Origin of the sequence: Methylovulum psychrotolerans (assembly GCF_002923755.1) — a bacterium.
In the GTDB taxonomy this organism is placed as follows: Bacteria; Pseudomonadota; Gammaproteobacteria; order Methylococcales; family Methylomonadaceae; genus Methylovulum; species Methylovulum psychrotolerans.
The window spans coordinates 38,196-52,651 of record NZ_PGFZ01000014.1 but is presented as its reverse complement, the minus strand read 5'-3'; the positions used below and the strand labels follow the sequence as shown (position 1 = coordinate 52,651).

The 14,456-nt window shown below is 50.8% G+C and carries 12 protein-coding genes; 3 read left to right on the top strand and 9 right to left on the bottom strand.

Going from position 1 to position 14,456, the window contains the following annotated elements:
* Positions 1-59 precede the first annotated feature (59 nt).
* Positions 60-2,330: a 5-methyltetrahydropteroyltriglutamate--homocysteine S-methyltransferase gene (metE, locus tag AADEFJLK_RS20375; protein ID WP_103975562.1), complete on the top strand. Its 2,271-nt coding sequence runs from the start codon at positions 60-62 to the stop codon at positions 2,328-2,330.
* 8 nt (positions 2,331-2,338) lie between these two features.
* On the opposite strand, the gene AADEFJLK_RS20370 is transcribed toward metE, so the two are convergent.
* On the bottom strand, positions 2,339-2,713 hold the full coding sequence (locus AADEFJLK_RS20370; RefSeq protein WP_249028100.1) for a cupredoxin domain-containing protein: 375 nt from the start codon (positions 2,711-2,713) through the stop codon (positions 2,339-2,341).
* Between the two features lie 494 nt (positions 2,714-3,207).
* On the opposite strand from AADEFJLK_RS20370, the gene AADEFJLK_RS20365 reads away from it, so the two are divergent.
* Together AADEFJLK_RS20365 and AADEFJLK_RS20360 are read left to right on the top strand one after the other, a co-directional pair.
* The gene (locus AADEFJLK_RS20365) at positions 3,208-4,347 is read left to right on the top strand and encodes a phosphatidylserine decarboxylase (protein ID WP_103975561.1); all 1,140 of its coding nucleotides are present in this window, start codon (positions 3,208-3,210) and stop codon (positions 4,345-4,347) included.
* Between the two features lie 76 nt (positions 4,348-4,423).
* A complete protein-coding gene (locus tag AADEFJLK_RS20360) occupies positions 4,424-6,433 on the top strand; it encodes a multicopper oxidase family protein (RefSeq protein ID WP_103975560.1) in 2,010 nt (669 codons plus the stop codon).
* 266 nt (positions 6,434-6,699) lie between these two features.
* Here AADEFJLK_RS20360 and AADEFJLK_RS20355 read toward each other — a convergent pair whose 3' ends face one another.
* From AADEFJLK_RS20355 to rsxA, 8 genes are all read right to left on the bottom strand, one after another.
* The gene (locus AADEFJLK_RS20355; protein WP_211299288.1) at positions 6,700-8,475 is read right to left on the bottom strand and encodes a di-heme-cytochrome C peroxidase; all 1,776 of its coding nucleotides are present in this window, start codon (positions 8,473-8,475) and stop codon (positions 6,700-6,702) included.
* A 276-nt stretch (positions 8,476-8,751) separates the two neighbouring features.
* Complete coding sequence (locus tag AADEFJLK_RS20350; protein WP_088618918.1) at positions 8,752-9,012, bottom strand: RnfH family protein; 261 nt, start codon at positions 9,010-9,012, stop codon at positions 8,752-8,754.
* Positions 9,013-9,023: 11 nt separating this feature from the next.
* A complete protein-coding gene (locus AADEFJLK_RS20345; protein WP_088618917.1) occupies positions 9,024-9,713 on the bottom strand; it encodes an electron transport complex subunit E in 690 nt (229 codons plus the stop codon).
* A gap of 15 nt (positions 9,714-9,728) precedes the next feature.
* On the bottom strand, positions 9,729-10,439 hold the full coding sequence (rsxG, locus tag AADEFJLK_RS20340; protein ID WP_088618916.1) for an electron transport complex subunit RsxG: 711 nt from the start codon (positions 10,437-10,439) through the stop codon (positions 9,729-9,731).
* Positions 10,440-10,467: 28 nt separating this feature from the next.
* Positions 10,468-11,538 (bottom strand): RnfABCDGE type electron transport complex subunit D, encoded by a 1,071-nt coding sequence (locus AADEFJLK_RS20335; RefSeq protein WP_408630488.1) that lies wholly within the window; start codon positions 11,536-11,538, stop codon positions 10,468-10,470.
* On the bottom strand, positions 11,538-13,025 hold the full coding sequence (gene rsxC / locus AADEFJLK_RS20330) for an electron transport complex subunit RsxC (protein WP_103975559.1): 1,488 nt from the start codon (positions 13,023-13,025) through the stop codon (positions 11,538-11,540). The genes AADEFJLK_RS20335 and rsxC overlap by 1 nt, the downstream gene beginning before the upstream one ends.
* A complete protein-coding gene (locus AADEFJLK_RS20325; RefSeq protein WP_103975558.1) occupies positions 13,019-13,573 on the bottom strand; it encodes an RnfABCDGE type electron transport complex subunit B in 555 nt (184 codons plus the stop codon). The genes rsxC and AADEFJLK_RS20325 overlap by 7 nt, the downstream gene beginning before the upstream one ends.
* 34 nt (positions 13,574-13,607) lie before the next feature.
* Positions 13,608-14,189: an electron transport complex subunit RsxA gene (gene rsxA, locus AADEFJLK_RS20320; protein ID WP_088618912.1), complete on the bottom strand. Its 582-nt coding sequence runs from the start codon at positions 14,187-14,189 to the stop codon at positions 13,608-13,610.
* Between the last annotated feature and the right edge of the window lie 267 nt (positions 14,190-14,456).

Sequence of the window (14,456 nt, the reverse complement as noted above, 5' to 3'; positions counted from 1 at the left end):
TCACAGATGACAAGCCCTAGAATAGTGTTTCCTTGTAAATACTAAGTGGAGCATTATTGATGGTTACTATTCACAACCTCGGTTTCCCGCGATTGGGCGCGGACCGTGAGTTAAAATTCACCTTGGAAAGCTATTGGCGTGGCGAATGCGGTCAGGAGGAATTAAGCCGGGTCGCCGCCGCCATCCGTGAACGGCATTGGCATCTACAAGCCGAGAGCAGCCTGGATTTTATCCCCGTGGGGGATTTTTCCTATTATGACCACGTTTTAGACACCAGCGTCATGTTGGGGGTCATTCCTGAACGTTTCGGTACAGCCAGCGGCTTGGACACTTATTTCAGGATGGCCCGCGGGCAGGCGGCGGACGGCAAGCCTTATCGCGCTTGCGAAATGACCAAATGGTTTGACAGCAACTACCATTATCTGGTCCCGGAAGTGCAGCCGGAGCAACGCTTCACCTTGTCCAGCGATAAATTGTTTGTCGAAACTGCCGAACTGCAAGGTTTGGGTTATTCACCGAAACCCGTTGTATTAGGACCATTGACTTGGTTATGGCTGGCAAAAACCACCAGCGATTTTGATAAGCTGGACTTAATCGACCGCTTGCTACCTGTTTATGGCGACATTTTGCGCCGTCTAGCCGGGCAAGGCGTAACATGGGTGCAGATCGACGAGCCGATTCTGGTGCTGGATTTGCCACCTGCTTGGATCAATGCCTTTGAAACCGTGTACCACCGTCTGCAAAGCGCTCCCGTCAAAGTGCTGTTGGCGACGTATTTCGGCGACTTGGGGGCGCAGACTTCATTCGTCTGCAAATTGCCTGTTGCCGGGCTGCATATTGATCTGGTACGGGCTCCTGAACAGTTAACGGCGGTGCTGGACAATATCGCCAGCCATAAAGTGTTGTCCTTAGGGCTGATTGACGGGCGCAATATCTGGCGCACCGACTTAAACGCCGCCCTTAACACCATTACGGCGGTTAGGGGACGTTTTCACGGCGAGCTATGGCTGGCACCATCCTGCTCTTTGCTGCATGTGCCGATTGATCTGGAAGCCGAAACGGCTTTAGAGCCGGGCATTAAGGCGTGGTTGGCTTTTGCCCGGCAGAAACTGGCCGAATTGGCGACCTTACGCTTGGCCTTAACAAAACCGGAGGCGGCAGAAGCCGAATTGGCGGTTGCGGCTAACGCCCAGCAAACCCGCCGCGCATCGGCGCTTATCCATAATCCCGCCGTACAGGCCGCCGTCGCGGCGCTTAATGGTAGCTTGGCACAACGGGCGCAACCGTTCGCAATCCGGCGCGGGCAACAACGCCTTAAGCTTAAATTACCCGATTATCCGACCACTACCATCGGCTCTTTCCCGCAAACGCCGGAAATCCGCAAGGCCCGCGCCGATTTTAAGCGTGGCTTGCTTAGCGAGGCTGATTACATCGACCAGATGGAGCAAGCCATTGCATTCTGTGTGCGCGAGCAGGAGGCTTTAGGCCTGGATGTCTTGGTGCATGGCGAAGCGGAACGTAATGACATGGTGGAATATTTCGGCGAGCAATTGGCGGGATTTTTGTTTACTGCCCATGGTTGGGTGCAGTCTTACGGTTCCCGTTGCGTCAAACCGCCGATTATCTACGGTGATGTCAGCCGTCCACGGGCGATGACCGTACGGTGGAGCCAATACGCCCAAGCGTTGACCGACAAACCCATGAAAGGCATGTTGACCGGCCCCGTGACCTTGCTGAACTGGTCTTTCGTGCGTGACGACCAGCCGCGCTCGGCTACCGCCTACCAATTGGCTTTAGCATTGCGCGAGGAAGTGGCCGATTTGGAACGGGCCGGTATCCCAATTATCCAAATCGACGAAGCAGCCTTCCGGGAAGGTTTGCCGCCTAAGCAATCGCGCTGGCCAGCGTATCTGGAATGGGCGGTACAGGCATTCCGCATTTGTTCCAGCGGGGTCAGCGACAGCACCCAAATCCACACCCACATGTGCTATTCGGCGTTTAACGATATTATTGCCGCCATTGCCGATATGGATGCCGACGTGATTACTATTGAAACGTCCCGTTCTAATATGGAATTATTGGAAGCTTTTATCGGTTTTGACTACCCAAACGAAATAGGCCCAGGGGTTTATGACATCCATAGCCCCAATATACCCAGCACCGAAGACATGATCGCCCTACTGGAAAAAGCCGGGGAGCGGATCGGGGCGGATAAGTTATGGATAAATCCCGATTGTGGGCTAAAAACCCGGCAGTGGCAGGATGTCAGAACCTCTTTAACGCGTATGGTTGAAGCCGCCAAAGTGCTAAGAAGCCGCGTGGGAACGTAAAGCCTAAATTACTGCCTACAGCTCTTGCCGGACGATAATTTCCCCCACCATCTCTTCATGGCCATCGCCGCAAAAAATATCGCAACGGAGATAAATGTCCCTATTTTGTCGGGCGTAAAGCGAATACGGACTGTTTTGCCTGGCATCACATCAGCACGGATACCAAAATCAGGCAAGAAAAATCCGTGTCGCTTATCGGTGCTGCTCAGCTCTAAAATGACGGTCTGGCCTTTTTTTAACGCAATTTTGGCGGGTTGGAAGGCAAAACAGTTGGCTTTGATGACAATAATCTGGGTAGCAGCATCCGTACTGGCGGCGGCATTAGTCAGTAGTGGGGCGAGCAAAAGTAAGCTTAACGGCCCGTTTCTCAGCAATCTGTTCATGATGTCACCATTGCGGCCATGGAGCATTCTTGGAGACAGTAATTATGCCGTAACCGTTCACCTACTCCCATCTCCTATTTGAGCGTAATTTTCAAAATTTTAATCGGATTTTCACTCTTTTTTGTGATTCCGAAAGAAAATATCAATAAGTTACGGTGCTTTTCGGAAGATTTCCATCTTTCGAAAGGTGGGAGTAGGTGAATGGTTACAAAATATTTTTTTACTCTCTGACTAAAGCTTACCTATTTTTGCTTTTATTGCGAACAGAACAAACAATAAAAATCAATAAGATATAGACAATAAAAACAATTGTGTTGAATATTCCCTTTTTATTCGGTAATAACTAATAGAATTTATAAAAATAAATTGCTAATGTAAAAGACAGTTGTCATTTTGGCAACTGTGCCTCTACCTTAATACGCTTAATACCTTGACCATTCGGCATTCGTTATTAAGGTTCTGGTAACTTTTACTTCTATTAGGAGAATATGGCAATGCAGCCCATACACCCAGTGGTTAAAGAACTAGCCGAACTCATCGCCACCCACCAGTGGGCCGACCAGTTCAATGAAGCTATTAACAATGCCCATAAACAAAACGTCAGGCAAATTAGAGACATAAAAAACCTCGAAGATTATTTGGCTTGGATGAACGAATTACTCTATTGGGTCCCAAGCGAAAACTACCCTGGCAAAGAAATTTATAACCGCCTGTACGAATTCTATTTCATTCTTGATCAGCCACCTGTGCTAGGGCTGCAAAATAAAGTCCTGCCGCATGATATAGCACCTCCTCTGACGGATTTGTCGGCATGGATGGTCAACTATGCCAAAGCTATGGGTGAGTTTTTAGATACCCCAGACTCGCTGACCCCCGAGTCTCTCGCCTCGTTTTATAAGTCGCCTAACTACAATATGGGCGATTATCTCCGTCCGCACGGTGATTGGAAAACCTTTAACCAATTTTTTGCCCGCAATTACAAGCCAGGCTACCGCCCTGTTGCCGCCCTGTGCGACCAGCACGTCATTGTCTCGCCTGCCGATGCCACTTTTGCAGGGCAATGGGAAATCCGTACCGATTCACAAGTCACTGTGAAAAATTTGCATTGGCGCATAGAAGAATTGCTGGAAGGCAGCGCGTATAAAGACCGCTTTACCAACGGTATGTTTATGCACAGCTTTCTTAACACGAGCGATTACCATCGCCAACATGCCCCAGTCGGCGGTAAAGTTGTGGAAGCGCGGGTTATTCCAGGGCAGGTTTATCTGGAGGTGCAGGCCGTGCCTATACAAGATGATCCGGAAGGTTGCAGTAGTTTGGTGGGAAAGCGTGCCTTCGATGCCCCCGATAATGCCGGCTATCAGTTTGCCCAAGCCCGTGGCTTAGTAGTGCTGGATACCCCGATTGGTCTAGTGGCGGTACTGCCGATAGGCATGGCGCAAGTGTCCTCCGTCATCATTACCGCCGAAGTGGGCGTGACCTTACGCAAAGGCGAAGAACTGTCATATTTTCAATTTGGCGGTTCTGACATTATCGTCCTGTTTGAGTCTGCCAGTAATGTTAGCTTTACCGCCCAACCGAATGTCCATTATAAACAGGGGGCAAAAATTGCCCAAGCTTACCCCGTCCTATAAACGGCGCCATAATTAATAGAGCCTTATGCCGTGGTAACGCCATGGTTTTAAAGGCCATAATAAAAAGGTTATTAACATGTCGAGAACACTGAAGAAAAACCCCAACAGTACGTTAACTGACAGACCGCTGCCAGTTAAAGCGATGATTGCGGTCATGGCCGCTTATCTTACCCTATCCGCCTTGCCTTCATGGGCCGACGGGGAGCGGGTTATAGAAAACCCGCCCTTACTTAAGTTTAGAAAAGCCCCGCCGCGCCTCGGTTTAATGGCTGTGCCGCAAGCCGCCGGATCCGCTATAACGGAAAAGCAGCTTGACCTCAATATCGTTTATACGGATGGTATGCTTTACAATCCGGCGACCGGCACCAACGATAAGGTGCATTTGCGCAGCTACCGGGGGACGGATACTAATCCGAACGTCCCGTTTGTCGCCCCAACGATAGAAGTTTCCCCAGGCGACACAGTGCGTGTCAACTTAAATAACCAATTGCCTAACGACCCAAGCTGTACCGATGCACAGGGCGATGTTAACACGCCACATTGCTTCAACGGCACTAATCTGCATTCGCATGGCTTATGGGTCAGCCCAACCGGCAATAGCGATAACGTACTGCTGTCTATCAATCCAGGGGTTAGCTTCCAATATGAATACAACATCCCCCCTGACCACCCGTCGGGCACGTTCTGGTATCACAGCCATCGGCATGGCTCTACTGCCCTGCAAGTCTCCAGCGGTATGGCCGGGGCACTGATCGTGCGCGGCAACCGTTTACCTAGCGAACAAACTAACGGCGATATTGATACCTTGCTGAAAAAACCGGATGGCGCTTCCTTAAGCGAACGCATTCTGGTTTTACAACAAATCCAGTATTACTGCCCCGATAATACCAGCAATATTTGGGACTGCACAAACAGCACGGGAGTGATTGAGTCTTATGCTAATTTCGGCCCAAGTTCATGGGCTACCTCAGGACGCTACACCAGCATTAACGGCAAGGTCTTGCCTTTGTTTAACGCTAAAGCCGGAGAAATCGAACGCTGGCGGCTTATCCATGCCGGGGTACGCAATACCATCAGCTTAGAATTCCGTAAACTGAAAGTCGGCGCACCTTCTGCCAATCGCCTAAAAGCTGCCGATGCTGACCGCTATATCAGTGATTATTGCGTAGGCGATCCCGTCCCTTATCACGTCATCGCCGCTGATGGCCTGACTATGGCTGGCGCCCAACAAACGACCCTGTCCACTTTACAGCCCGGTTACCGTAACGATGCGCTGGTCGTATTCCCAGAAGCCGGTTCTTATTGCGTGGTCGATGCTTCGGCACCGGCAAGCAGCAGCCCCGGCCAAACCGCCGAAAGCCGACAATTGTTGGGTATCGTGTTGGCAGGTTCTGGCATTCCAGTTACTAACATCCATGACTACCTGACGACAGCCTTAGTGGCCGCCGCCGAATACACCATGCCCGCATCCGTTAAACCTAAAATCATCGCCGATCTTAAAAACAATCTGCAACTGACTAGCTTCATCCCTCATCCTGACATTAAAGATAGCGAAGTGACCGGCAAACAAGATTTGTCATTTTTCATCGACACATCCGCTACCCCGACTAAATTTGAGGTTAGCAATGGCATTGGTGCGCAATTTGATCCTAAACCTTATGATCCGGCCCGGATTGACCGTAACCTGATATTGGGCGGTGTTGATGAATGGACATTGCAGTCCAATTTTGTCAGCCATCCGTTCCATATCCATGTCAATCCATTCCAAATCGTTAAAATCCTTGATCCTAGCGGTAAAGATGTCAGCGCTTTGGGGTCGGTCGATAATGGGGGCGGTACGGTAGACCCACAATATCCCGGCCTGAAAGGTGTATGGAAAGATACGCTGTGGATAAAGAGCCTGATTCCGCCTGATACCGCACAAAACGGCCTATACACGATTGTTGTGCGTACCCGTTATCAGCGTTATATCGGCGAATTCGTCCTGCATTGCCATATTCTTGACCACGAAGACCAAGGCATGATGCAAAACGTCAGTATCGGTATTCCTGATGGCAAAGGCGGTACGGCCACCAGTCATCATTAATTAGGGGTTGAAAATAACAGCCGGAATTTCTAGCTCCATCCGGCTGTTAGCTATTTTAGCCAGACAAAACCATATGAGTTTAAAGCATTAATTATGCAGATTACGAATTAATTTACCGCTCAAGCTTAACTTCAGTGATAGATACCAGCCATCGCACACATCTCAAGCCAAAATTTCAGCCTATCTCACTGCGTAATTTCTCATTTTTGTAACAACACCTTAAACCAGACTGGCAGATGACATCCGCCAGTCTGGGACGATAAAACCTACAGCGTTTTCAAATATTCCAATAAGGCTTTTTTATCACTGTCTGACAGTTGGATGCCGAACTCATGTCCGCAACGGCTGTCGCCGGAATCGCGGTGGCTGCAATCGGTAGTTTGCAAGGTATAGCCGAACTTGGTTTGTTTGCTGGCCAAACCGACATTGACCGGATCATACTCAGGCCCTATGGCAAATGCCGCCGTACGGTCGGTAGCAGGTTTTAGCAAATCGGCCAAGCTTTGTACCGAACCGTTATGCAGATACGGCGCGGTCGCCCAAATCCCTTGCAAGACGCGTGATTCATACGCATAAGAAGGCGCAGCGGCGGCGGTGGCTTGCGGTGCGGACTGATGGAACGCGCCTTTAAGATCAGCAGTCATCGGCGTGAACGGTGAAATGTCGGCCTCTATATGGTTAAGTAGCCCTTCCACTTTTGTCACATCCTTTGTCAGGTGCGCTTGTACCGCCGGGGTGACCGCCACTGATTCATAATGTTGCAAAATAGCCCCTATCACCGACAGGCCGAGGACATTAAAGGCCGTATCGGTTTGCTGGAGCGGTGGGGTCAGGGCGGGGATTTTCGCACCGACCAACACGCCTGTGTTAACTGTACGCGCAAGGACAGCATATTCTCTGGTATCGGTGCCTACATCTAAGATAGGTGTCGCCCACGTTTGTTGTAACAAAAAGCGGGTCTTACCTTTGGTAATGCCGTGGCACCCGACGCAGCCGCCTTGATCGTTAGGCAGATCAAATACTTTTTTACCCGCCGCTGCCAAGTCTTTATCGACTGCCCACGGCCATTTAGGCGGCTGCAATTTGCGGATCAAGCTTTCGGCATTATCCAAGCCGTTAAAGTCGGCAGAGTTTTTGTGCAGATAATCCACACCTAATAAGCGCCAACTGGATTTTTTCGGATAAAAGCTGCCAAACACGCCATACACTTCGCCCAAATTACGCGCTAGGCCTAGAATATTATTGCCGTTATCAGCAAAGCCCGGCCATTGGGTCATGTCTTGGATAGGGGCGTTCCATAAGAAAGGGTAGCGTACCGGGGCATCGGCACGATAAATGTTTTCGGGGATAATATGATTGGCGGATGTGCCGATATCCAAACCGGTCAGGCGGTTAAAAATCATGGACACGGCATCTAAACGCGATGGCCCCCAAGGCTTGTCTTTAGGCAAAGCCCTATCCATTAAGGTATGATAACGCTGATACCACGCCGCGACATCGGCTTTTAGCTGTAGCTGTTCAACCTGGTCGGCATCAGGGCCTAACACCGTCAGAGAAAATTCGGCAAAGGCCTTGTCATCATTGACCACCACGCCGACCGCAGTGTCCAAATCGGCGGCGAAGCTTTGGAAGTCAACAATAGCCGGACCACCGTCAATACGGTAGGTACTGTCTTTAACCTCTATCTGCCGGGTATGGCAAGCGGCGCAGGTCATGCCCAACATTTGGCCTTGGTCACCCGCGTGGGCTACGGTAAAGCCTATTGGTAAATGTTGGACGCTGGCTTCATTAGGCAAATACCCGTAACGGCTAAGGCTGTCCGCCATAAATGGGCGGCCATCGGCTTGCTTTAACGCGACCATCCAGTTTAACGGCATCAGTTCGGAACCTTGGTCTAGGCTATAAAACTGGGTTTTGTCGCTGGCCGACCAACCTTGCGGGAAGGTGGTGACGGTTGCGTCGGCAGACCATGGTGCGGCCATGAGTGCGGCCACAGCTGTCGCCTTGGATAAGGCCTTAAAATCAAATCGCTTATCTTTCATCGCTTATACTCCTCTAATTATTATGGGCACTCTAGGACAAAGCGGCAGGGCCTTATCCTGGATATGCGCTTAAGCAGACTCAACTAATTCCGGGCAGACGCTAAAAAACAAGTTTGGCATCTTGTGGATTAATACCATTTTTCATGTTAATAATTAACAACTTACGGTTTATTTTGAGTCGCTAAAGAGGATTGTATCTTTTTATTAGCGGTTTAAGATAATTTTTTTTACTTTTGCGGGCTAGTTATCATATTTTTCGCTTAAAGTAAGCAAAAACTAACGTCGCCGCCGCTGCACTTGTTGCGGGTCGGCGGTGATAGGCCGATAGATTTCTACACGGTCACCATCTTGTACAGGCGTACTCAGGGTGGCGATTTTGCCGAAGATGCCGACTTTTTGGGTGGCTAAGTTTATTTCTGGATAAAGTTTTAATACGCCCGACAAGTTAATGGCTTCTTCAACGGTACTGTGTTCGGGTACTTCCAAACGCATCCATAATTGCCTATCCACTTCGGCGTAACAGACTCCGACATTCATAATGGCACCTCTTAATCAATAATCGCTGGGGTTAACACCTCGGCAGGCACTTTTCTTTGCGCAAGCTTTTGGTCAATCAGGCGTTTGCCGACAATTAAAAACGCCAGCATAATAAAGCCGCCGGGCGGTAAGGCCATCAGTAAAAAACCTTTATAGTCGGAGATGACCGTCACTTCCAAAAACCGGAACGATTCGCCCAGCAAAACCGAGGCATGGGCGAATAAAGTACCTGCCGAACTGATTTCCCGCACCGCCCCTAAGGCGACCAACACCAGCGTGAAACCTAAGCCCATCATTAGGCCATCCCATAAGGACTCTTTGACAGGTTGTTTGGAAGCAAAGGCCTCGGCACGGCCTAATAGGGCGCAGTTGGTAACGATCAAGGCAATAAATAAGCCTAGCACCTTATACAACTCATGCGCCCAGGCGTTCATTAAAATATCCACCAGCGTCACTAAGGCGGCAATCAGCAAGACAAAAATCGGGATGCGGATTTCGCTGGGAATTAAATGGCGGGTCAGGGAAATCAGCCCGTTCGAGGCGGTAATGACCACCAGGGTCGCCAACCCCATGCCTAAGCCATTCGTCGCCGTTCCTGTGACCGCCAACAGCGGACATAAGGCCAAGTTTTGCCCGAAGACGATATTATTGTTCCATATACCGTCGCTGGCGATTTTTCGGTAGTTTTCTGATAGAAACATGGCCTAGTCCTCGACTTAAGGGTTAATAAGTTCTGCTTGGTGGGCTTTAAACAATTGCAGGCCACGATAAATAGCTTGGACGGATTTGCGCGGGGTGATGGTGGCACCGGCAAATTGATCGAACACGCCACCATCTTTTTTTACAGCCCATTGTGCGGCGTTCAGGTTTTCTAAAGAACGCCCGACAAAGTCGAGTATCCAATTGGATTTGCCGACTTCTATTTTATCGCCTAAGCCCGGCGTTTCTTTATGGCTTAAGACACGCACACCTAAGACAGCGCCGTCGCGGTCTATGCCCATAATCATGTTGATTGCCCCTGAATAACCGTCGGGGGCGGTCAGCTTGAAACAAACGGCGGTGACTTTGCCGGATTTTTTCGCCAGATACACCAAAGTCTCATTCGCGGCGATATTGTAGGTGTCGGACGGGATGGTCTTGGTGTCTTGCAGCAGGTTATTATCGTACATGTCGGCAGGCAGCACTTCGGCCAACGAGGCTTTTAAATCATCGTCCAAGCGCTGTTGGATCAAGTCTTGGGTGCTGCAATTGGTCAAACCCAACAACACACTGGCAAGCAATGCAAAACCTGCCAAGATGCCGGTTTGAAAAGTCAGCAAAGGCCGTAACTGTGCCAAGTGCGCAGGTTCCAGCCAACGCTTTAGCCACTCCCAATAGTAAGCGGCTTGCACGGTGAGGCGTTCGGTCAGGGAGGGTTCTGGTTTCATGGTGTGCGCTCTGTCAGCAAGGGGGACGTTACGGTTTGGGGATTTCCAGCGGCTTGCCTTTGCGGTCACGTCCGTAAATGCGCGGGCGGATATAGTGGTCGATCAGCGGGGTCGCCGAATTCATCAGCAACACCGCAAACCCGGCGCCTTCGGGATACGCGCCCCAAGTGCGGATAACGAAAATCAATAAGCCGCAACCCGCGCCAAACACCAATTGCCCGGTAGCGGTGTTAGGAGAGGTGACATAATCGGTGGCGATGAAAAAAGCCACACACATCATTGCCCCCGAATTCAGATGCACAAAGGGGCTGATATAATGTTGGCTATCGGCCAAATGGAAAATACTGGCCAAGACGGTGACAGTCGCCAGTAAGGCCACCGGAATATGCCAAGTGATGATTTTGGCGCGGATCAACCAGATACCGCCTAAAGCCAGCAATAGCGTTGAGGCTTCGCCCAAGCTGCCACGGCTCCAGCCAATAAAGCTCAGAATCGGCGAATAATCTTGCATAATGTCCGCTAAAACGCGGTTTTGCGAAAATTCCGTTTTAATATAGCCTAGGGTGGTCGCCCCGGTGTAAGCGTCCAGATTATCCAACCCTGAAAAAGTGATATGCCAGCTCTCGGCCAGCCCCGGCGAATGACTAAAGAACAGCGGCGAAACGTTCGCCCAAGTGGTCATTTCAATAGGGAAGGAAATTAACAGGGCCACCCGCGCCAACATCGCCGGATTAAACAAATTCTGCCCCAAGCCGCCATAGACTTGCTTGCCTAAAATGATGGCGAGCCCGGAACCGACCACACCTATCCACCACGGCGCCCACGGCGGCAAGGTCATCGCCAACAGCCATCCGGTCAGTAATGCCGAGCCGTCCATCAGCACGGGCTTAGCCGCCCGGCCTTGCAAGCGGATACAGAACGCTTCAAAAAATAGTGCTGAGGTGACGGTAATGATAAACAGGTTGAGGGCAGGCCAGCCAAAACACCACAGCCCAAAGACGGTGGCGGGCGATAAGGCCAAGATGACTTGCCACATAATCTGGCGGACACTTCTGTTAGCGCCAATGTGGGCACCGCTGTTAGGTTTGCTGAGTATCATCATACGCTGGCCTCCTGCTCGGCTTTCAGGCGTTCCCGTTCCAATTTGGCGGCGATACGCGCCTGTTCTTCTTCGCGCTGTTTCTCGGCGATACGCTCCAGACGGGTGTTACGCGCTTCCATCAGGCGTTTAGTTTGTTCAGACTTGTGTTGGGCTTGTTGCCGGGCGGCGACTTCGCCGGACGCATATTTAAAATACTGCACCAAAGGGATATTGGACGGGCAAATATAGGAGCAGCAACCGCAACTGATACAGTCTTTCAGGCCTATATCAACAGCGGCATCCAGTTGGTTGACGCGGATATTATTCGCCATATCTAAAGGCCGCAATCCAGCAGGACAGACGCTGACGCAACTGGCGCAACGGATACACGGTTGTTCATCGGTATCTTTAAGCTCGCTAGCAGTTAGGGCCAACAGGCCGCTGGTGGCTTTGACGGTCGGCAAGCCAGTATGCGGCAAGGCGTCGCCCATCATGGGGCCACCCATAATGATACGGGCGGTCTGCCGGGCATCGACACCGCAAAAGTCAAACACTTCGGAGATTAATGTCCCCAAAGGCACTTCCACATTCATAGGCCGCCCCACCGCGCCGCCGGAGACGGTCAGTACCCGGCTAACCAAAGGCTGGCCATAGCGTATCGCTTTATGCGTAGCATAAGCGGTGCCGACATTATGGATGGTTACGCCGACTTCTGAAGAACGTGAACCTACCGGCACTTCGCGGCCTGTCACATAACCGATTAGTTGCCTATCCCAGCCCATAGGATAACGGGTAGGGATTTGTATCACGGTAATTTTAGGATAAGCCTGCGCCGATGCCAGCATAGCATTAAAAGCTTGCGGTTTATTATCTTCAATCGCCACTATCGCCTGCCCGGTTTCCATGCCGTGCAGCATCAGCCGCACCCCGTCAATGATCTGGTCACTACGCTCCTGCATCAAACGGTCATCACAGCTTAAATAGGGTTCGCATTCCGCACCGTTGATAATCAATGTGTCGATATGGTTTTCCCGCCCCATATTCAGCTTGACGGCAGTCGGGAACGTTGCCCCGCCCAAGCCGACAATGCCGGCCGCCCCCACCCGCAAGCTGATGTCTTCGGGGGCTAACTGGAACGGGTCAGCCACGGCAGGTAGCTCCAGCCATTGATCCTTGCCATCGGTTTCCAGTACAATCATGCGGATAGGCAGAGCGGACGGGTGCGGGGCAGGGTAGTCATTGACATCCAGAATCACCCCGGAACTGGGCGCGTGGACAGGGGCAGAGATCAAGCCTTGGCTGTAGGCAAGCAATTGCCCTTTCAAAACCTGTTCGCCTACCCTAATCAGCGGTTCGGCAGGTTTGCCGACGTGTTGCTGGAGGGGAATATACAGTGTTTTCGGCAACGGGAAACCAGTGACGATAGCTTGGGTCGCCGTAATGGCTTTGTGTTCTTCGGCATGGACACCACCACGGATACGCGCTTTGGTAAAGAAGCTTAACATAAGGCGTTACCCGCAGGGTTGATGGTGGGCTTAGCCCAGCGCCAATTACGCAACGTGATTTCGATCGGGTGCATTTGCAGGCATTCGGTTGGACAGACCTCAACACATTTTTTACAGCCTATGCAGGCATCGGCAACCACGGCATGGATTTGTTTCGGGGCACCGACAATGGCATCGGTGGGGCAAACCTTAAAGCAACGGGTACAGCCCGTGCAGGTGGCTTCACTGACTCTAGCGACCAGCAATTCCGGTTCTTTGACCGCGCTTAAATCCAGATCCAAGCCCAAAAGTGCCGCAATCTGTTCGGCTAAGGTACTGCCGCCGGGCGGGCAAATGGTCGCCGGCGCATTACCTTCCGCCAAGGCTTCGGCAGCGGGACGGCAACCAAGGAAGCCGCATTGCCCGCATTGCGAACCGGGCAACATGGCTTCCAGCTCATCCACCAGCGGACTGCTCTCAACTTTTAAATATTTGCCGGCAATCCCCAACGCAAGGCCTAACACCAGCCCCAATAAAGTCAAACTGACAATGGCGTATAACACATACATGCTGTTTTCCTGTCGCTTTTTGTTGACGGTGTACTCATTTAGTATAAAGCCCTGCAAAGCCCATAAAAGCCAAAGATAATATCCCGGCGGTGATAAAGGCGATAGGGGTGCCGGCAAACAATACCGGAACGGCCATCACAGCAAGACGCTCGCGTAAGCCTGCAAACAACACCATCACCAAGGTAAAGCCTAGGGCGGAGCCGAAACCGAAAATCAGGCTTTGCATAAAACCGTATTGCTCTTGCACATTCAGTAACGCCACGCCCAATACCGCACAATTAGTGGTGATCAGCGGCAAAAAAATGCCTAAAATCTGATAGAGTACGGGTGAAGTCTTATGCACAACCATTTCGGTAAACTGTACGACGGCGGCGATCACCAAAATAAAGGCTAAGATGCGCAAAAATTCAATATGCAGCGGCGCTAAGATAAAATGTTCCAATAACCAACTGGTCATGGCCGCCAAGGTCAGCACAAAAGTCGTCGCCAACCCCATGCTTAAAGCGGAATCGAGTTTTTTCGACACCCCCATAAACGGGCATAAACCTAGAAATTTGACCAGCACGACGTTGTTCACCAATGCTGTGCCTAATAGAAGAAGCAGATATTCACTCACTGTAGTGTCCAGACGATTGATAGGGCTTTGCTTAATTAAAAGCAGTAACCATGCCAATAGGGTTAAAACTCCATTTGCTCCGCTAAACAGCTACATAAGCCTGATAATGGGCAGGGTTCAGCTGTTCTAAGTAGGACACCGGACAAGACGGAAAGAAAGTTTTTGTCGCAAACCCGACAAACTATAAGTAGTGCTTGAATAATTGTGCAAGTAAGGGCAGAGTAATAGGGGGCAAGACTGGCAAGCTTATCTGCTTGACAAACACCC